Annotated in this window: 14 protein-coding genes; 7 read left to right on the forward strand and 7 right to left on the reverse strand. The window is 64.6% G+C overall.

Features of this window, described 5'->3' with window-relative positions; all coding sequences use genetic code 11:
- Window positions 1–97 precede the first annotated feature (97 nt).
- From Spa11_RS08680 to Spa11_RS08700, 5 genes are all read right to left on the reverse strand, one after another.
- Window positions 98–1,243, reverse strand: coding sequence for a DUF1559 domain-containing protein (locus tag Spa11_RS08680; protein ID WP_145110841.1), 1,146 nt, complete (start codon window positions 1,241–1,243; stop codon window positions 98–100).
- Window positions 1,244–1,320: 77 nt separating this feature from the next.
- Complete coding sequence (locus Spa11_RS08685) at window positions 1,321–1,710, reverse strand: hypothetical protein (RefSeq protein WP_145110844.1); 390 nt, start codon at window positions 1,708–1,710, stop codon at window positions 1,321–1,323.
- Between the two features lie 110 nt (window positions 1,711–1,820).
- A complete protein-coding gene (locus Spa11_RS08690; RefSeq protein WP_145110846.1) occupies window positions 1,821–2,999 on the reverse strand; it encodes a DUF1559 family PulG-like putative transporter in 1,179 nt (392 codons plus the stop codon).
- A 207-nt stretch (window positions 3,000–3,206) separates the two neighbouring features.
- Entirely contained in the window at window positions 3,207–5,102 is a 1,896-nt protein-coding gene (locus Spa11_RS08695) for a hypothetical protein (RefSeq protein WP_145110849.1), read from the reverse strand.
- Window positions 5,103–5,304: 202 nt separating this feature from the next.
- Window positions 5,305–8,661, reverse strand: a complete 3,357-nt coding sequence (locus Spa11_RS08700; protein ID WP_197529846.1) for a golvesin C-terminal-like domain-containing protein — start codon at window positions 8,659–8,661, stop codon at window positions 5,305–5,307.
- A 270-nt stretch (window positions 8,662–8,931) separates the two neighbouring features.
- Between Spa11_RS08700 and Spa11_RS08705 the strand changes: the two genes are divergently transcribed.
- From Spa11_RS08705 to Spa11_RS08725, 5 genes are all read left to right on the forward strand, one after another.
- Window positions 8,932–11,304, forward strand: coding sequence for an HAD family hydrolase (locus Spa11_RS08705; protein WP_145110856.1), 2,373 nt, complete (start codon window positions 8,932–8,934; stop codon window positions 11,302–11,304).
- Between the two features lie 161 nt (window positions 11,305–11,465).
- Window positions 11,466–12,752: a glycosyltransferase family 4 protein gene (locus Spa11_RS08710; protein WP_197529847.1), complete on the forward strand. Its 1,287-nt coding sequence runs from the start codon at window positions 11,466–11,468 to the stop codon at window positions 12,750–12,752.
- Window positions 12,753–12,868: 116 nt separating this feature from the next.
- Window positions 12,869–14,596, forward strand: a complete 1,728-nt coding sequence (locus Spa11_RS08715) for a sugar phosphorylase (protein ID WP_145110859.1) — start codon at window positions 12,869–12,871, stop codon at window positions 14,594–14,596.
- A 77-nt stretch (window positions 14,597–14,673) separates the two neighbouring features.
- Window positions 14,674–15,900 (forward strand): glycosyltransferase family protein, encoded by a 1,227-nt coding sequence (locus tag Spa11_RS08720; RefSeq protein WP_145110862.1) that lies wholly within the window; start codon window positions 14,674–14,676, stop codon window positions 15,898–15,900.
- Window positions 15,901–16,069: 169 nt separating this feature from the next.
- Complete coding sequence (locus tag Spa11_RS08725; RefSeq protein ID WP_145110865.1) at window positions 16,070–16,417, forward strand: type II secretion system protein; 348 nt, start codon at window positions 16,070–16,072, stop codon at window positions 16,415–16,417.
- A 143-nt stretch (window positions 16,418–16,560) separates the two neighbouring features.
- Here the strand turns inward: Spa11_RS08725 and Spa11_RS08730 are convergent, their stop codons facing one another.
- Together Spa11_RS08730 and Spa11_RS08735 are read right to left on the reverse strand one after the other, a co-directional pair.
- On the reverse strand, window positions 16,561–17,379 hold the full coding sequence (locus Spa11_RS08730; RefSeq protein ID WP_145110868.1) for a TatD family hydrolase: 819 nt from the start codon (window positions 17,377–17,379) through the stop codon (window positions 16,561–16,563).
- A gap of 122 nt (window positions 17,380–17,501) precedes the next feature.
- A complete protein-coding gene (locus tag Spa11_RS08735; protein ID WP_145110871.1) occupies window positions 17,502–17,807 on the reverse strand; it encodes a hypothetical protein in 306 nt (101 codons plus the stop codon).
- Window positions 17,808–18,053: 246 nt separating this feature from the next.
- Here Spa11_RS08735 and Spa11_RS08740 point away from each other — a divergent pair, with 246 nt between their 5' ends.
- Window positions 18,054–19,688, forward strand: coding sequence for a HEAT repeat domain-containing protein (locus Spa11_RS08740; protein ID WP_145110874.1), 1,635 nt, complete (start codon window positions 18,054–18,056; stop codon window positions 19,686–19,688).
- Window positions 19,685–20,068 (forward strand): hypothetical protein, encoded by a 384-nt coding sequence (locus tag Spa11_RS08745; RefSeq protein ID WP_145110877.1) that lies wholly within the window; start codon window positions 19,685–19,687, stop codon window positions 20,066–20,068. Before Spa11_RS08740 ends, Spa11_RS08745 begins: the two co-directional genes overlap by 4 nt.
- Window positions 20,069–20,070: the final 2 nt, after the last annotated feature.

A 20,070-nucleotide genomic window follows, 5' to 3' on the forward strand; every position in this document is an offset into this window, starting at 1 on the left:
CCTGCGGGGAGAGGTTCCCCGCAGGCTCTGAGAAGTTATCGCCGCAATCGATCGTGATACCCGCAATCCCTGCCAATACGGCAGGGCAGGCGACCGCTCAGCGGCCGGCCGTGATGATATGGGCGTTGACGTCGCCCTCGTCGTTACGAATCGCTTGCTCCCGGTGGAAGGTCGGATCGATGTCGTAGGAGACTTGCTGTACCGAACCGTCACAGAACGCCATGTTAAGGCCGCCGGCATGGGCGCTGCCAAAGGCTGACACGGTCTTGATCTCATCCGCGTCGTTGTCGGCGGAGGGCTGAAAGTCTTCTGGATCGTTCGCGCCGTAGACCGACAATGAATGGCGAGGACGGTAAGCAACTCGCTGATTGTCCCATTCGTATCCGGAGTACATCGATTGGTTGTCGCCGTAGCGGCCAACACTGTTCGGGCCGTAGGCCGAAGGATCGGCGTAAACCTTCGGCGCGACGAACTTTTCACCGATCAAGTACGTCTTACTCAAGCCGTCAACGATCTGAGCGGGTTTGACCTCGCTGTGGAAACCGATGACACCGTTTTGATAGTTCCCATTTTCAGAAAGCCCAATCTGAATTGCAGACGTGTTGGGCCAATCGAAAGCAGCGGCCGTCGCCAAGCTGCCTGGCACGGGGATATTCTCGGCTGATGTGGGACCCGAACTAGCGTGTCGTTTCGAGTCGCCGCTGTTGCCGGCGTAGTCTCCCTTCGCGGCGGGCTCCCCATTCAAGAACGCGAACTCAGCGCCGTGGCCGCCGGCGACGCCAACGGCAACCGCCCGCCGGCTTGGGCAGTTAAACGTGCCAACAGGTGTCGCAACCAGTTGACGCAACGACGCTTGCCAGTCTGGGCTGCCTACCGCTTGGCCGCGACCGAGATCACGTAGGCCGTTCTCTTCAAGGTAGCTGAAGACGCTGTAGTACCAGCTTCCGGGCTGCTTTTCGCCGTAGCCGCGATTGGGCTCGGCCGAGAAACGCGTCCCCCAGCCTCCGGATGGGAAGAACCCGTGGGTGTCTTCGTGCAGCAAGCACGCCAAGCCCATCTGCTTGAGCTGGTTCTTGCACTGGCTCCGCCGGGCCGCTTCGCGGGCGGCCTGGACCGCCGGCAAGAGTAGCGCCACCAGGATGCCGATAATGGCGATCACCACCAAGAGCTCCACGAGGGTGAAGCCCTTCAAGGGGGTCAAGCCGCGGCGGGCGGTTGTGTTGTGGGGGTCCGTCTTACGCATCGATCGCTCCTAAGCCCTTCTCAATTCGCACTCAAGGAAAGCCACGCCAAGCCACACCTGTGTGGCGGGGAGACGGGCTACGGTTTCTCCAACTCAAACAACAAATCGTCGCGATCGCCTGTGACCTCGACCGTGAACGGGGTGTCGTCACGGAAGGTGTATTTTTCGGGGACCAGCAGGCCGCCGGCCTTGGGGTCCTTGAGGATCATAAACGTGACGGCGTACTTGCCCTTGTAGACGCCGTCGCCCGCCTTCCGCCTCACCAGGGTGAACGAGCCGTCATCGGCGATGCTTCCCGACGCCGACTGGCGGACTTCGGCCGTCGTGTCGTCGGTCGGCACGAAGATGATCGAGCGGACCGCCCCTTTAATCGGCGAGCCGTCATCGAATCGGGCGTGGCCGCTCACCTGGGCGGTAGGACCGCCGCAGCCGACGGCCACGGAGATGACCGCGCCGAGACAGAGCAAGCGGCAACGAGTGAGGCTATTGGGGCTCAATTCTACGGATTGGTATTAAGTTCTACGCACTGAGGACGTGACAGTTCGGTCTCGATTAAGCCCTCGACACTCCCTTTTTCTCAACGACCCGCAGTCGCCGGCCGGAACTCGCCGTCAGAGATCATGATCATGTGATCCCAGGCAGCGCAGCAGCGGCCGAAAAAGCCGGTGGTCTCGATGTCGTCCGAGAGGAACTTGACGCTGCCATCGACCATGGCGACCGTTACGCCCGCGGGGTGCAGGCTGCGCGGAGCTGCCTGAGAGAATCCATAGGCGTCACTCTGCTTGGTGCAGGTCATGCACTCGTCCAGGAGTGCGGCGGAGCAGGCGAAGCTGCTGTCGAGCAGGGTTGACGACATGTCGTCGGCGCTTCCCTGGGGGAAGCAATTGTTGGGGCCGTTGGCGTCGCCGCCCGAGCCGTGTCCGGCGAGGGTGCTCGATCCCGCGTACGGTAAAGCCCAGACGCCGCGCGGGTCGCCGACAGCGACGCCGGCCCGGACCTCACCGATCATCATGGTCTTGCTTGTGCCGTCCGATACTTTCGCGATAGTTACGGTCGAGTTGGGCCCGAACACACCCTTAACATTGGTAGGCCAGTTGACGTTGGTTGAGGTTCCCTTCCACATCGGGTTTGGCGAACCCGCTGTCGTCCCATTGGCTCCGTTCGACAGAATGGCTCCTGGGCTTTGCGAAGTACTACCCGCCCAGTTGTAGGTCTCACCTGGTCCGATGTTTCCTGCGTAATTGCCACGGGCCCAGTCGGAGCCCAGCGTGTTGCTGCTGAAGGGGACGGCGTTGTTGGGGTCCGAAGGGCACTTGAGGACCGCGATTTCCGAACTGCGAGCCTGGATGTTCGTGTAGTTGGCCGCGGTCGTTTGCGCGAGCGTCCCGCCGGGGATATTCTGCGCCGGGTTGATGAGATCGTAGACCGCTTGCGATTCGAGGTACGGCAGCGTGTCGATCAGCCAGGTGCTGTCGTAGGTGACGTTGACGCCGAGGTTGGTGATCGGAGTTTCTTGCGAGATCGCAGCGGGAAACTCTTTCCTCGCCGACTCGTAATTTAGAACCGCCAGCGCGACGTTCTTGATGTTCGCCATGCACTGGGCGCGGCGGGCGGCCTCTCGAGCTGCCTGGACGGCCGGCAAGAGCAGCGCCACGAGGATGCCGATGATGGCGATCACCACCAGCAACTCGACAAGAGTGAAAGCAAGACGTTTTGCAGATGTGGCGCGCGAGATTTTCATTTCTCGATGCAGCATGCCGCTCTCCTAGCGAAGGAACCTTTCGGTCTCTGAAGGCCTGTCGTGATTCGACTTCGGATGAGCGAAGCCGATGCCGGGTAGCGCGCCTGTACTCTTTTCCTGCAGCGAAGCTTATCGATGTCCTGTAGCCAAAGAGGCGAGAAGAAATCAAAACGCGTGGCGGGCGGAGCGCCCGCCACGCGTCGTCAAGTCACATTCAATCGGTTAGCGGCGTGAACGAGTCGCCAGACCCGCCAAGCCAAACAAGCACAGCAGCGCGGCGGTCGGCTCGGGGACGGCCGCCGAACTCGAAGGAGCCGAGGTGGCGCCGTAGTTGTTGGCCCAGGTCAAGTAACCGCCATCGCCGCCATTGGCCTCGGGGTTGTCACGCCAGACGGTGTAATCGGCCGCATCGACCGTGCCGTCGCCGTTGTAGTCCCCGGCCAACACTTCAAGCTCGAGGAGCGAGAAGGTGCCCCCACTGCCGGTGGTGGCGATGAAGCTGCCGCCGCGCGAGTAGTACTCGAGCCGCTCGGAGACGTTCTCCGAGTAGTAGAGGTTGCCCGCTGCATCGGTCTGGATATCGCTGAAAGAACCGGCAGATCCCTGGTTAGCAAGAGTGAAGATCGGGGTGATACCTGTTAGGAAGTCATCCGAGGTGTCTTCAGGAGTGCCGTTGTCGTCGATGCCGATGACCGGCAGACCGTTCTCATCCAGCGGGATCTCGAGGATTTTCGCGCCCAAGCCGCTATCGGCGCCGAGGATCGGGTTCTCACCCAGAACCTGACGACGATGAACATACATCTTCGTGTTGTCAGGCGAGAACCACACGTTGTGCGCGTTGCGAAAGATGTCGTTGGCGACATCCTCTGAGGCTGCAAAAATCGGGTCGGTTACGTCTACGTAGCCGTCCAGTCCGTTGTCGATCGAGAACTGCTTCGAGGACCAATCGACAACGATGTCCTTGCCATCGCCGCCAGGGCCTTCCGGAGTAAGGATGACAAGGCTTGAAGAATCGTCACCATTGAAGCGGGAACCCGACAGGTACCACTTGTCAAAGTGCTCATTGTAGTGAGCGTTCGCGGTAACGCCGACGTTCAGGTTGAGGAACACGGGGGAACCGTCCGTGTGCTGACCGGTCGTGGCGCCAGGAGACGTCAGCGAGCCGACGCCGACTTCCAGGGTCGGGGCGCCGGCGAAGTCGGTCAGGGTCGAACCAACGTTCCACCGCCAAACGCTGTTGCCGTCGTTGGCCGTGTTGAGCACCAGATCGACGTCCATGTCCTCGTCCATCGCGGCGACGGAGAGGTCAACGCCCCAGGTGCCGGTAGCATTCGGCCGACCATTGATCGAGCCGTGTAGCGGCAGCAGGCCAAACTCGTCCGAGTCATCGCTCAGCGGAATGGTAGGCCGGGTGCCGCCTTCACCACGGAGCAAGACGCCACCGGTTGTCAGGTCGGCCGACATCACCTTGAGGCCACCGGTCGCATCGGTCCAGTCGGACAGCAGCAGGTTGCCGCCGTCGTCCATACCGATACGGTAGATCGAGCTGGAACTGGTGGTGGAGGTTTGAATGCCCGGGGGGAGCTTGGCGAGCGTGGGGTCGTTCGCGTCCGCGGGAACGGTCCAGTCGGTCAGATTCACACCCAGGCGGTCAGCTGTCAGCGAGTAGACGCCGTTGCCCATCTCCCGTCCTGAAACCGTAAGCACGGGGACACCAGCCGAGACTTCGCTACGGTTTTGGTTGACGTAGATCGTGCCGAAATACGGGCTGGCCGGGTTGGTGTTGACGGCCAAACCGCCGGGACGCTCGAAATGCGTAAAAAGGTTGGCTTCATCGTCGAGACGGGTGAAGCCCGGGGTCGAGCTGCTCGCGACGGCGATGTCAAACGCGCCGGCGGCGCTGAAGGTGTGCCGACCGGCAGGCAGTGCGCCGAGGTCCGTCGAACCGCCGCCGCCTAAGTTAATGGTGACGTTGGTCGCCGCCTCGTTGAGGACGAACTCGTAGTTGTTGCCGCCCGTGTTCCGCAGGCCTGAGGCGTAGGAGGCGGCAAACGAATCGCTTGCTAGGCCTACCGCGGCCGCAGCCGCGGCCGAAAAGGCAATGAATTGTCGCTTCATCTTTGGAAGTTCCTGCTGGGGGGGGTCCAGGGGGGGGTCAAGGTTGTGGCAGGCCGTCGGGGGGGTGACGGTGTCTCGCAGCAGAAAAGAAAAGCCAGCACTCCTTAGGCTAACGAGAAAGTTCCCAAACTCTTCATCTAATCCGCGCAGCACTATCACCGAAGTGCGCAGCGGATACCCACGATCAGAAACCCTTGTCACGTCAGAACTTCCGTTCGAACGCCGACCAGATTTCGGTAAGTCCTTCCGAGGCAATCTCCTCGAAATGCGCAGTGCCGGAGCGCCGTTGCGTCTCAATAGAAGGCAAAGCTGGCGAGGCGTCACCGTCGTCGGTGAGCAGCAGCAAGGCCGCATCGAATGCCGCAGGACGAGCTGTCGGCTGATAGTGGTTTCGGCCCATGCGTGTCGCCGCAGACGTCGAGTCGACATCTACGGGGGCGCCAACCACGACTCGAGCGATAGGCGTTGAAGTCGCCGAACTTTCGACGGCGACCGGCAATGCTTGGCTCGTGGACGAAGTTAACAAATTCGAGTAGGTCACGGCGGCAGGTGGCGAGATGACCATGCCGTAGGTGTCGAGCCAGACTTGGCGATCAGCGGCGTCTATGAAACCGCTTCCATCGGCGTCGGCGCCCGAGTACGGGACGACCGACTGATCGAGCGTGTCGCGCCACACCGTGTAGTCGGCGGCGTTGACGACGCCATCACGGTTGAAGTCGCCATTAGGGTCGGGGGAGACTCCGCTGACATCGATCCGCACTTGATCGGCAATCAGGATTGAAAAGTTGGCGCCTGTCGACGCCGCGGCGTCGAGCGTCACGGTGACGGGGCCCGACGCGTCTGAAAATGTGCCGAGCGAAACCCAAGTGAAATCGTTCTGTTGCTGATTGATGACGACACTCCGCGACTCGTCGCCAACGGTGACGGTGTAGTGCGCGCCGGTGGCGCGGTTGAAACCGGCGTCGTACTGGACGAAGACCTCCGCTTCCCCCGCGAAGGGGAGCATCCCCGACCAGGTGGCGGTGGTGGGCGTGCCGATGAGAGTAAACTTCTGGGCGCCACCGCCGATGCCTGGCTCGGCGAGCGTGTTCCACGGGGACGACTCGACGTACACCGGCATGCCGCTGTCGTTGTCGAGCACCTGGGAGACAGTCTCTACCGTTTCGGTAGACAACCCGAAGTAGTCGAGCACTCGGGCCATCACGTCGCGCTGGTTGTTCTCTCCGGTAAGCGACTCGAACGGGAAGCCCATCACCACGAGCTGTTGGCCGGAAACGGCGCCGTACTGAATCGCCGCGGCTCCGCCCGCCCCGCCGTTGTAGCCCAGAGCTGTGGTCGCGCCGCCGAGCGGGGCGATCACGTCGGGGTAGGCGATGTCGAACGACGCCGAGCCGTCGTCGAACTGCACGCTCAGGCCCTCGAAGATCGAGCCCACCGCGCCCGCGGCGCTGTATGTGCCAGCGTCGTCGGCCACATAGTCGGCCTTCAGCGAGTTGTTGTAAAAGGAGCGGCCGTTGTTGAGGTTGTCGAGGTCCCAGGCGATCTCGGCGCCGGAGATGAACAGCTTGCCACCGCCGCTAAGGTACGCCGCCACGGCCGACTGCTCGGCGGCGTTGAGCGACTGGTCCTTGGAAGACTCCGTGCCGCCGATCCAGACGACGGCGTCGTAGTCGTCGAGGTCGACCGCACCGCTGCCGACCGCTTCATTCGACGCGCTGGCGATCGCGGCGGTCGAGCCGGCCGCTTTCATTGCGGTGGCGACTTCGATCACGTAGTCGCGCGTGTTGCCGCCGTAGAGCCGCACCCGATCGGACGTGAGCGTCGGGCTGTTGCGGTACTGCTCTTTCTCGACCATCGAGTTGTCTTCGCGGTCGAAGCCATTGACGATCAGCACGCGCTCGGTCGAGGCCGACGGCTTGACCGCGACGACCTCCGAGCCCGCCGACGCGCCACCGCCATTCACCGCGACGACACGGTAGTAGTACGTTTCGCCCGGCGTCAGGCCGGTGAGCGTGTGCGTGGTCGTGGCGCCGCCGGCGACGTAGGTCCCTCCGTCGAAGCCGTAGCCATTGGTCGAGGCGTAGACTATGTACCCGGTGGGCGCGCCGCCGGCGAAGCTGGAGGGCGTCCCGGGCGACCACTGGAGCGTAACCTCTCCGGGGTTGTTTGACTCGGCGCTCAGCGACGCGACCGTCGGCGGGGCGTCGATGTCTGGCGTCGTGGCGCCATCGACGGCGCGGAAGTAATTCACCAGCGATTGCGTCGTCGCTTTGGCGACGGCTTCGCGTAGACTCGGGTCGCGCAGCAGCGAGGCGTCGGTCGCGTTGTCGTGGAACGCGACCTCGATGATCGTGGCGTCGAACTCGTTGTTGATGACGGAGTTGTTGATCTCGCCGTAGTTGAAATCGGCCTGATAGGTGATGTTGTTGTTGCGGTTGAACCAGTTGGCGACGAACTCGCCGTTCTGCGCCACGAGATCGTCGTTGATTTCCTTGCCGGTCAGCTGAGCCAAGAGGAGCTGGTTCGGCGTGGCGCCGCCGCTACCCGTGTTGTGGAGGCTCACCGTGCCTCGACCGCCGCCGGCGTTGGAGTGGTAACTGATAAAGACCCGGTCGGACAGCGAGCCGATGCCCTGCTGGTTCATGAAGGTCGCGTAGCGCGTCGGCGCCGAAACCGTCGAGGTCCCGTGGGTGCTCGACGAAATGCCCTGGCTGCGCTGGACGTGCCACTGGAGCCAATAGAGAGAAGCCTCGTTCTCGCGCGACTCACCGGAGATCGAGCCGCCGACGGCGATGTCGCCCATGCCGTTGCCGAAGCGGATCATGTCGGCGATGACGACCTTGCCCGCTTCGCTCGACTTGTTGGAGATCTCGACATACCCCTCGGTCCCTTCGTCGAAGTAGTAAGTGCCGAGATACACCAAGCCGTTGCCCACCATCTGGTGGTTGACCTTCACTTCGGTGGCGCCTCCCGAATGGTGAACACGGTAGAGTTGATCCGTCGCCCGGTCCGTGCCAGGCCGCGCCCAGGTGTAGACGGGATAGAAACCTGCTTCGGGCAGGTCGGGGCGGTATTGCACCGTCGCGGTCTCGGTCAGCGAGGTCGAGGCGTACCTGTACGGCACGTCGCCGGCGTCGCCGAAGTAGATCGAGGACGTGCTGTTGCTCCAGCCGCCCGAAAACGTGACGCCGGCGTCGTCGTTGTCGAGCACCGCTTCGTTGAGTTGGTGCCCAACTGGTCGCAGCGGCACAACCGTGGCCCCGGCGTTCCAGAGCGACTCGGCAAGTTCGGACATCTGGTCCTGGTTGCCGTGGTCTTCGATCATGTCCAGCAGCAGCGGACGCTGGTATCCCCAGCCGTTGCCGCTGTTGGTGATGCCGTGGCCGCCATGGAGGTAGACCACCTTGCCCGTTAGGGCGCCATCGGGCTGGGCGCCGACGGGGACGAGGCCAGCGGCATCAAGCAGCTCGCGCTTCTCAAGCGGCTCCGCGGCGAGCACGCGGTGCTTCGAACGCGGCGTGTCGGGCGCAGCAAACAACGATACAAAAAGCGAAAACATCCAGAGGCGCCTTGATCTCATGTTCCGTGACAGAGCGAGCCGGTAGAAGTAGCCCACTAATTGGCCCGCGTGGCGGTACCTTTAGAGTAGTCAGGATAACGGAATTCGCACACGCTTTTGCGCACGCCCGTCACGTCTCAGGGTCGAGAGGCCGGCCGTGAGCGGCCGGCGGCGCCCTCCGAAGCGGGGTGAAGGCGGTTGCCGGATCGGCCCGCAACGTGCTAGGGAAACGCCCGAAACAATTGCCTCACTCCTGCCCTCGACCCGCCGATGCGCCTCGCAATCGTCCATCACCACCTCAACCGCGGGGGCGTCACGTCGGTCATCGTCAACCACCTCCGCAGCCTGGCAACGCTCCCGGCTGAGCGGCGGCCGGAACGTGTTGTGGTCCTTTACGACGGCCAGCGCGACGGCTGGCCCGACGCGTTGCCAGACGAGTTCCCGATCGAACTGGTCGTCGAACCGGCCCTCGCCTACGACCCACTCGATGCGAAAGCCGACCCAGCCAAGCTCGCCATGACGCTCGCCCAACGCCTCGCCGATTGCGGCCTGGCGGCGGATAACACGCTCCTCCATACCCACAACCATTCTCTCGGTAAGAACGCGTCGCTCCCTGGCGCGTTGCAACGGTTGGCCGGCGATGGCTGGCGGATGCTGCTCCAGGTCCACGACTTCGCCGAGGACAACCGGCCCGACAACTACCGCCACTTGCAAGACGCGATTGGCGAGACCGATCCCGATCGCCTCGGCGAGGTGGTCTATCCGCAGGGGAGCGGCCTTCATTACGCAACACTCACCGAACGCGACGCGGACATCCTCCTGTCGGCGGGCGTCGCTGCGGAGCGCGTTCATCCGCTACCCAATCCCGCGGCGGAGTTTGGCGAGATGCCTTCGCAGGACGAGGCGCGGGGGCGGGTCTTTGGGGCCCTTGGGCTGCCGTCCACGGCTAGGCTCGTCGTGTATCCGGTGCGGGGGATTCGGCGGAAGAACTTGGGGGAGATGCTGCTCCTCTCGGCGCTTGCGCCGGAAGGGACCTACTTTGCCGTGACGCTGCGGCCGAAGAACCCCGTCGAAGCGGCGTCGTTCGACCGCTGGCGGCTGTTGGCGGAGTCGCTCGACCTGCCGTGCCGGTTCGACATCGGCTCGCCGCGCGAAGAAGGAGGCTACGGCTGCGACTTCAAAGACGCCCTCGCTGCCGCCGATGCGATCCTCACCACGAGCGTCGCCGAGGGGTTTGGGATGGTCTTCCTCGAGGCCTGGCTCGCCGGCAAGCCGCTGATCGGTCGCGATTTGCCGGAGATCACCAGCGAGTTCAAAGCGGCTGGGATGCGGTTCCGATCGCTGTGGGCCGAGCTCCGCGCCGCGGCGTGCCTTGACGCGGACTTCGCCCAACTCACGCCCGCCGAGCAGGCCAACGTTATCCGCCAGACGACGCGCCCCGCCGTGCCGCTGGACCTTGGGATCGAAACCGCCGCAGCTGACGTCGCCGCCAACGCCGCGGTGGTCCGCGATGTCTACAGCGTCACGCGCTTGGGAGAACGGCTTGCTGAGGTGTATGGCCGCGTTCAAGCCGACGACAGTGAGGTGAACGCTGCCATTAGTGGCGCCGCCATCCTCGACTACTTTCAGAAGCCAGTACGGCAGCACGCCATCCGTATTGAGGGCGCCACAGCCGCCGAGGAGCAATCCCTCGTTACGATCGTCCACCACAGCCGGCGGCCGCTCGACCCCCAGCCCACCGGCGAAGAGTCCGTCCTGCCGAAGCTGCCAGGCATCCGCGCCGTCGTCTTCGACGTGTACGGCACGCTCCTCATCAGCGCGAGCGGCGACATCTCGCTGGCGAGTGAAGGGGCGCGTGGCGCGGCGGCGCTTGCTGCGCTTGAAGCGGTCTTCGGCGATCCAATGCGAGCAGCAGGTGAGCTGCAAGCGTCAGCGCCCGGAGTAGCGCAGGGCGCCGGCTTCACTCCGCGCTCTGACGCGTATGGCTCGCGAAGCGCGAGCGCCGGTTCGCGCTTTTTCGGTGATGAGATCGTCAAGCACCTTCACGCCGCCATCCATACTGCTCACTCCGAGTCGTCGAGCGCGCATCCCGAAGTCGAGATCGTCGAAATCTGGAAACGCGTCCTCGCCAAGCTGTCGATCGCCGGGACCGAGGCTCAAGTCCGGCGGCTTGCCGTTGAGTTCGAGGTCCGGGCGAACCCCGTCGGGCCGATGCCCGGGGTGGCGGAGATGCTCGGCGAGCTCAACGAGGCGGGCCTCACGCTCGGGATCATCAGCAACGCCCAGTTCTACACCCCGTTGGCGATCGCGGCGCTGAGCGGCAAGCCGCTCGAGGTTTGGGGCTTTGAGACGCGGCACTGCCACTGGTCGTATCGGTGGGGCGAGGCGAAGCCGGGCAAGTTCCTCTACGAGAAGTGCGTGGAGGCTTTTGCGAACGAGGGCGTCACGCCGCAGGAGATTCTTTATATCGGCAACGACGTTCGCAACGACATCTGGCCTGCCCAAGAGGTCGGCATGCGGACCGCTCTTTTCGCCGGCGACGCACGCAGTCTGCGCTGGCGGCGTGACGACCAGCGGCTGGCCGAGGTGCGGCCAGACGCGGTCGTGACCGAGCTGCACCAGCTGCTGGAGATTGCCTTGTAGAGCCTTTGTGGCTTGCCCGGCCCCGGTTTGGAAGCCATTTTGTCATGTCGGCGCCAGACGTGTAGGCGGTACGCTTCGGACGCCGAACCCGCCTCAAGAGGGGCCGCCCGCCCCCACTTCCCGCCCCACCGTCCGCCCCGCTCCCCGCCTGATCTGCCCCGATGCCAGACTCGCCCGAGAAAATCGGCCACAACATCGGCTTCGTCGGCACCCGCTTCGCCGGGACCGACGGCGTCTCGCTCGAAGCCTCCAAGTGGGCGGCGGTCCTCTGGCGTTACCAGCACGTCAGCTACTGGTTCGCTGGCAAGCTCGACACCGACCCCGGTGTCAGCATGCTGGTGCCCCACGCCTACTTCGGGCACCCCGACATCCAGTGGATCAACGACCGCGTCTACGGCCGCACGACGCGCGACCCCGAGGTGACGCGACGCATCTACGCGATCGCCGACCACCTCAAGCGCTCGCTCTACGAGTTCGTCCGCAAGTACAACATCGAGATCCTTTGCGTCCAGAACGCCAGCTGCATCCCGATGAATGTGCCGCTGGGCGTCGCGATCGCGACGTTCTGCGCCGAGACGGGCTTCCCGACGATCGCCCACCACCACGACTTCTATTGGGAGCGCGACCGCTTCACGGTCAACGCCATCGGCGACATCCTGCGGATGGCGTTCCCTTGCACGGTGCCCTGCATCCAGCACGTGACAATCAACAGCGAGGCCCAACGCGCCCTGTCGCACCGCCGCGGCACTTCGAGCGTGCTGGTCCCCAACGTGCTCGACTTCGAGAGCCCTCCCCACGCCATCGACGACTACAACGCCGACTTCCGCCAGTCGGTCGGCCTCGAGCCCGATGACGTTATCTTCCTGCAACCGACGCGCGTCGTTCCGCGGAAGGGGATCGAACACGCCATCGCGCTGATCCGGGCGCTCGACAACCCCAAGTGCAAGCTCGTCGTCTCGCACGAGTCGGGCGACGAGGGGAACGACTACCTGAACATGCTCCAAGACCTGGCGCAGAGCCAGGGCGTCGACATGCGCTACATCCCGGCGCGGATCGGCGAGGAGCGGGGCTACAACGAGCACGGCCAAAAGCTCTATCTGCTCAGCGACGCCTACGCCCACGCCGACTTTATCACCTATCCGAGCCTCTATGAAGGTTTCGGCAACGCCCTGATCGAAGCCTTCTACTACCGCAAGCCGGTGCTGGTGAACCGCTACTCGATCTTCGTATCGGACATCGAGCCCAAGGGCTTCAAAGTCATCACGATGAACGGCTACATGACCCGCGATGTGGTCCAGAAGGTCCGCGCCGTGATCGACGACCCGGAGTACCGCGAACAGATGGTCGAGCACAACTACGAACTCGGCAAACGCTTCTTCAGCTACGCGGTGCTGCGCCGCAAACTCCGCGCGCTCGTAACGAATGTGACGGGCATGGAAGACCTCTAACGATCGAAAGGCTCTCAGCCGAGGGCGGCAGCGCCCGGCGCACCACGAACCAACGCCGCTACACTAAACACCGACGGCCAACGCCGCCGGATCGCCATCTACGAAGGAACAACGGATTGTCACTCGCCGACCGCGTCACGTCGCTCACCGTCCGACTCCGCCGCATCTACGGCGACAGGGCTGACGAAGCGCTGCGGGCGATGGAGGCGGAGTTTGCCGACCTCTCCGCCGCTCCCACGGACGAGGCGGGGCCGCGCTGGAACGAGCGTGACGTGGTGCTGATCACTTACGCCGACCAACTCCGCAGCGACGAAGGCGCGCAGTCGCCACTCGTGGCGCTGCGGGAGTGGCTCGTCGAGAACGGCTTGGAAAAGGTGCTCAGCACGGTGCACCTGCTGCCGTTCTGTCCGTACTCTTCGGACGACGGCTTCTCGGTCATCGACTACTTGGCGGTTGATCCCGACTCGGGGACGTGGGAAGACATCGCCGCGCTGGGTGAGCCGTTCGAGCTGATGTTCGACCTGGTGCTCAACCACATCTCGCAGCACAGCGAGTGGTATGCCGCCTACAAGCGGGGCGAATCGCCCTACGACCGGTTCTTCATCGAGGCCGACCCGGCGCTCGACTACACGCAGGTGACGCGGCCACGGAGCCTGCCGCTGCTCACCGCCGTCGAGACCAGCCGCGGCCCGCGGCACGTCTGGACGACGTTCTCGGATGATCAGATCGACCTCAATTACGGCGAGCCCTTGGTGCTCGCGCGGATGCTGCGGATCCTCGTCGAGTACGCGATGCGCGGCGCGCGGATCGTGCGGCTTGATGCGATCACTTACCTCTGGAAGCGTCTCGGCACGACCTGCGTGCATCTGCCGGAGACCCACGAGGTCGTGAAGCTCATGCGCGACGTGCTTGCCGCGTACTCACCCCAGACGCTGGTGCTGACCGAGACCAACGTCCCGCACGTCGAGAACATCTCGTACTTCGGGCAACTCGACCCGCGCACCGGCGAGGCGGACGAGGCCCACATGGTCTACCAGTTCAGCCTGCCGCCACTCTTGTTGGAGGCGTTCCTGTCGGGTGACGCCACGGCGCTGCGGGACTGGCTGACGAACCTCGATCCACCGCCGCCGGGCTGCACGTTCTTCAACTTCACCGCGTCGCACGACGGCGTCGGCGTGCGGCCGCTGGAGGGCCTCGTGTCCGACGAGCGCCTCGCCGCAATGGTCGAAGCGGTCAAACGCCGCGGCGCTATTGTTAACACGCGCCGCCAAGCCGACGGCAGCGATTCGCCCTACGAGCTCTGCGTCGCCTACTTCAGCGCGCTCTCTCCAGAGACCCTCGACGAAGAGCTGCACCTTCGCCGCTTCCTCTCATCACAAGCGGTGATGCTCGCCCTCCGCGGCATGCCGGCGGTCTACTTCCACAGCCTCGTCGGCACGCCCAACGACATCGCCGGCGCCGAGTCGAGCGGCATCGCCCGCCGCATCAATCGCCGGAAGTACGAGCGTGGCGAACTCGATGAGTTGCTTCGTGAGGGGACACTTCAACGGCGTGTCTTCGAAGGCTATCGCGATCTGTTGGCAAAACGCATCGATGAACCCGCGTTCCATCCCGATGCCGATCAGCGTGTCATCCAATCAGGGTCCGCCTTGCTAGCGTTCGAACGAAAGCAACATGACGCAGAGCGTTCCGTCCTAGTCGCGGTCAATGTGACGGACGACTCATTCGATTTCGAGCTGCCTCCTCCCTATCATTCTTCGAGAGACCTGATCACTGGCGATAGGTCGGCGGGGGGACAGATTGTCTTGCAAGGAGGGCAGTGCGTATGGCTAACCCCAAGTTAAGACATCCGCGTTCATCCGTGGCTAATCACCTCTAAGCCGCAAGCGGCTGCCATCCGAAATTCCCAATCCGCAAGCGCATGCCCGACTTCTCCCAACGCGGCCCGATCACCACGCTGCACGACCTCGGGCTCACCGATTCGGCGCGGCTCGAAGCGATGCTCCGTAAGGCGGTGCGAGAGTATCCGCTGGGGCTCGTACTGCCGCTGACTGCGTCGGACATGCGGGCGGCGCCCTTCGCGCAGATGGCGGAGAAGCTCGCCGAGGCGGACTACGTCGCCACGACCGTCGTGGTGCTCAACCGCACCGAGTCCGTTGACGACTATGTCGAGGCCAAGCGTTTGCTCGCGCCGTTGGGCGACCGCGCCAAGGTCCTCTGGACCGACGGGCCGCGCGGCAGCGAAGCCCTGGCGGACCTCGAAGCGGGCGGCTTCAACGTCTCCGTGCCGGGAAAGGGGAGGGCGGTCTGGTTCGCCTTCGGCTTCTTGCTCGCCGATCCGCGTCTCAAGGCGTTCGTCCTCCAAGACGGCGACATCGAGAACTACGACAACGACATGCTCGTGCGGCTCGCGCTGCCAATGGCGCACCCCGGCATGGACTTCCAGTTCTGCAAGGCCTACTACGCCCGCTGCACGACCAAGATGAACGGCCGTGTCGTGCGGTTGCTGGTGGTGCCGCTCTTGCGGGCGTTGATCTCGGTGATGGGGAACGATCCCTACTTGGTGTTCCTGCGGAGCTTCCGTTACCCGCTGGCCGGTGAGTTCGCGATCTCGTCGCTGCTCGCCCGTTCCAACCGCATCCCCTGCGACTGGGGCCTCGAGATGGGGACGCTCAGCGAGGTATTCCGCAACACGTCCCCCAAACGCGTCGCGCAGGTCGATATCGCCCGCCTGTACGACCATAAGCACCAACCGCTGTCGCTTGAGGACAAGTCGGGCGGCCTGATGAAGATGGCGAAGGACATCCTGGCGAACATCTTCCGCACGCTCGCCAGCCGCGGCATGGTCTTTAGCAAGGGACACTTCATCACGATCCAGACGGCGTACCTGCGGCTCGCGCAGGATGCGATCCGTCAGTACCACGCCGACTCGCTGATGAACGCCCTAGAGTACGACCGCCACGTCGAGGAGCAGACCGTCGAAGGGTTCGCCGAACTGATCACCGAGACGGGCGAAGCGGTCTATCAAGACCCGTCGGGGCGGCCGTCGCTGCCGACGTGGACGCGGGTCGTGACGGCGATGCCCGACTTCCCGCGCCGGCTCCGTGAGATCGCCGACGCCGACGCGGACGAGTTCGCGGCCTCTTAGCGACTGGCAAGCCTCACAAGCCGCGCAATCGCTCCCAGCGGTCCTGGCTCTTGTACGACCAGCCGCACCGATCGACGGAACCGCAATCGCGCCATCCCGGTGTGCTATTCGTTTCAGTAGCCGGCGTGTCGGTAGCGCCGCGATCGTTGTCATCGGCAGCTGGCCCGCGATGCGCCACCAACCCCCGTCCAACCGCCGCGGCTTCTCCCTCATGGAGTTGCTCGCTGTCGTGACGATCCTCGGGATCATCGCGGCGATCATCGTGCCGCGCGTCGCGGCGAGTTCTGAGGTCGCCAAGCAAAAGACCTGCGTCTACAACTGCGGCCACATCCACTCGGCCGTCGAGCGTTACCGCGACGCCACCGGCGCTTGGCCCAGCGCCGACCTGCACGAGATCGACATCCTCGAGTACTTCCCCGACGGCATCCCCGTCTGCCCCGTCTCGGGCGCGGCCTACACGCTGAATGTCACCGGCGACGTCTACCGGGTGCAGGGACACACCGACGGCAATCATTGAGTTTCGACGTGGGTTTCGTGCACACGAGCACTTGGCGAGTCCACGATGTTAATCGTGGGTGTGTTGCGCGATCCAAGGTCCACCCACGATTAACATCGTGGGCTCGCCGTCAATCGTGGTGGTGACGTTGATAATTGGGTGAGCTAACCCGCCACGCGCGCCGGTGGCGTGAACCGCTTGCAGCGCCCAAAGAACTCTAAGGGGTTCTCCAGCACGACGCGGCGGATCGTTGCTTCGGAGTGGCCCCGGGCGCGCATCTCGAAGATGAAGTCGGGCACCGCTGTCGGGCGCGACGGCCCCCAGTCGCCGGCGGAGTTCACAAACAAACGCTCGGGGCCGTACTTCTCAATGATGTCGGCCGCGCGGGCGGGCGTGCACTTGCTCGTCGGGTAGAGCGTCATGCCGGCCCAGTAGCCTTCGTCGAGGACGTAGCCCACGGTGTGCTCCTCGACGTGATCGACCAGCACGTCCTCGCGCGCGAGGCGGCCGTCGTCACGCAGCAGGTCGAGGATCATGCGCGTCCCTTGTAGCTTGTCCGCCAGGTGCGGCGTGTGGATCAGCACGAGTTCGCCCAGCCGCGCGGCGAGGTCTACGTGCTCTGCGAAGACGACCGCTTCGTTGGGCGTGTTCTTGTTGAGCCCGATCTCGCCGATCCCCAACACGCCGGGGCGGTCGAGGAACTCGGGGATCATCGCGATCACCTCGCGCGACAGGGCGACGTTCTCCGCTTCCTTGGCGTTGATGCAGAGCCACGTGTAATGGGCGATGCCGTGCTGTTTGGCGCGGGAGGGCTCGAACTCGGTGAGCTGGCAGAAGTAGTCGCGAAAGCCATCGACGCTCCCCCGGTCGTACCCCGCCCAGAAAGCCGGCTCGCTCACCGCGACGCAGCCCATCCGCGCGAGGGTCGCGTAGTCGTCGGTGGTGCGCGACACCATGTGGAGGTGCGGGTCGAAGAAGTCCATTCGGGGAGGGGACAGGGGTTAGGGGCTGAGGGGATAAGGGTACAAAGGCGGCTGCATGCGAGCCGGATGGCGTCAGCCCCCGGAGTGAAGCGGAGACAATCACCCACTTCAGGTATGCGTACTCAACTATCCGCGCTGATCGCGAATGCGTCGCGCCAGTTGGGGTCGTAGGGGCGGCTCAGGCGCTCCAGGACCCGTCGGGCGCGGTTGCCGTCGTTGTTTTCGAGGAGCAGGCGAAGCAGCGTCTCCGCTTGCGTACGGGCCTCAGAGGGGCCTTCGGTGGGGCCTGCAGCGGCGTCGAGGCGGTCGAGGCGGTCGAGCGTTGCGGCGATATCGAGGATCGACGCCCGCAAGGCGGGCCATTCGCGGGCAGCCAGCTCGCTAGCCGAGAGGGTAGCGGGAGCGGCGGGGGCGGGGGCTTCGGGCACGGCGGTGTTTGTGGCGGGCAGGGTGACAGCGGACAATCGTGATAGCGGAACAATCGGCACAACCAGTGTGCTCGTGTCGGCGTCATCCGACAACTCCGCCAACTCTTCCAAATCGGTCGGACGCGTTCGGTAAGCGCTACCAGCGCCGCTTGATTCCAACCCCTCTGGCGGACGACTTACTTGACGAAGCGCGGCCGTAGCGGATGGCCAGCGCGCCAGGCAACGACCCCCCCCCGGACCGGCGTTGTGGCTGTCGGGATCGAGCTCACGCTGCGGACGCTGCTCGGCTCTCCCAACCCACGGGCGACCGACTTGCTGGCGATCGCGCTGGGGTCGTCGGAGGTGGCGTTGCGGCTCGGGGCGGTCCGGGCTTTGGCGATACGGGACGACGAAGCCGGCCATCGGCGGCTGGTGGACGATTGGCCCAAACTCCCCGCCGATGCGCGGGCGGCGCTGGGCGACTTGCCGCCGCGGTCGAGCCTGACGGCGACCCTTTCGAAGGTGATCCGCGATGGCACGCCCAAGCAGGTCCGTCGCGCCAGCGAGATCGCCGCGACGCTCAACATCGTGGACGCGTTGCCGGCGATCGTCGAGGCGGCGAGCCGGCCGCGGATGGAGGGCGCCGCGATCCTCGCCGCCGACGCCTACCAGCTTGCTTGTCGACTGACCGAAGCGGTTGACCTCTACGACCCGCTCGCCAAGGTCGATGGCGGGCAGCACCAACCCGACCCCGCGTTCGCTCGGCGTCCCGCGGTCAACGCTCTCGTGACAGCGCTAGAAACTTACGGCGACCACCGTCAGCTCGACCTGTTGCAGGCGTTGCTGCTTCTGACGCCCGGCGATGAGCCGGCGCTCTTGCGGGCGCTCGGTGACGAGGGGCACTCCGCCCATGAGGCGTTGCTTAAGGCAATCCGAACCAGCCGTTGCCGCGGCGTCATCGAGGTCCTGGCCAGCGCGTTGGTCGATCTACGCTCGCCGCAACCGCTGCTGGAGATCGCCGCCGAGCGCTGTGACCGCGAAGGACTTGAGGCGCTGCTGGCGCATCTCACTTACCCAATTGGGCTGCGCATCCGTGAGAACTGCCGCCGAGTGGCGTCGTTTGCCTGGCTCGAAGAGAGTCGTCGCGGCGTGATCTGCGAGCTGCCGGGGCCGCTGCAAGCGACGGCGGTGCAGCTCGCCGCGGCGTCGCAGGCCGATCCCCGCGACATCGCTGGCGTCATCGAGTTGGTGCTCGACAGCGACGACGCGCCTGCGCGTCTGGCCGCTTGTCGGGCCATCGAGGCGTTGCCACAGCGGGCCGCGGTTGAGCCGATCCGCCGCGCGCTCGACGCCGACGACCCCGCCGTCGTCGCTTTCGCGGTCAAGATGGTGCGGGCGAAGAACTACCCCGGCGCCACCGCTCTGCTGGTCGGGATGCTCAACAACCCGGACGCGAAAGTCCGCAGCGCCGCCGGCAAGTCGCTCCGTGAGCTGTCGTTCGCCACTTTCCGTGACTCTTACGCAGAGCTCCCCGAATCATCACGGTCGGTGGTTGGCAAGCTCGTCGGCAAAGCCGACCCGATGGCGGCGCCATCTCTCCGCGCTGAGCTCGGCTCGGGCGCGGTTGCGCGGCGGCTGCGGGCGTTGGAGCTGATCGGCCTGATGGGTCTAGCCGATAACCTTGCCGAAGAACTGATCGCTTGCGTGACGGATGACAAGGACCTTGGCGTCAGGGTCGAAGCTGCCGGGCTGCTCGGCGAGTTGACGCTGCGCGACGAAGCCGTCGAGGCGCTCGTCGAGGCTACCGGCGCCCGGTCGACAGCGCTCCGGGCGACGGCCGAGAAGAGCCTCCAGAGATTGACGGGTCAAACACTCGCCGAACTAACGGGACCCCGGTCATGAAACTGCTCGCCAACGGCATCGACGCCTGGAAGCATCTTGGGGATCGCTTCTCCGGCGAACACCTCCGTGTGCAGACCAGCGACATCGTCGGCCTGGTGCTGCTGGCGGTGGGGCTCGCCGCCGGGTTCTGGCTGCTCGCCTTCCTCAGTAAGTGGCAGCGCCTCCACCGCGCCCACAGCGCCCGCGCCGTCACGCCGCGGAACCTGTTCAGCGCCTTGGTGCGTGCGCACGGACTCAGCCGGAGAGAACGCAGCGTGTGCCAGCAAGTCGCGGCCGAGTTGGGCCTAACCGATCCGGCGGAGTTGTTCGTGCGTCCCGAGACGGCGCGCCCAGTTCTTGCAGCACGTGACCGGGCGCTTGCCGAACGACTGTTTTGCTAAGC

The sequence above is a fragment of the Botrimarina mediterranea genome, assembly GCF_007753265.1.
GTDB lineage: Bacteria > Planctomycetota > Planctomycetia > Pirellulales > Lacipirellulaceae > Botrimarina > Botrimarina mediterranea.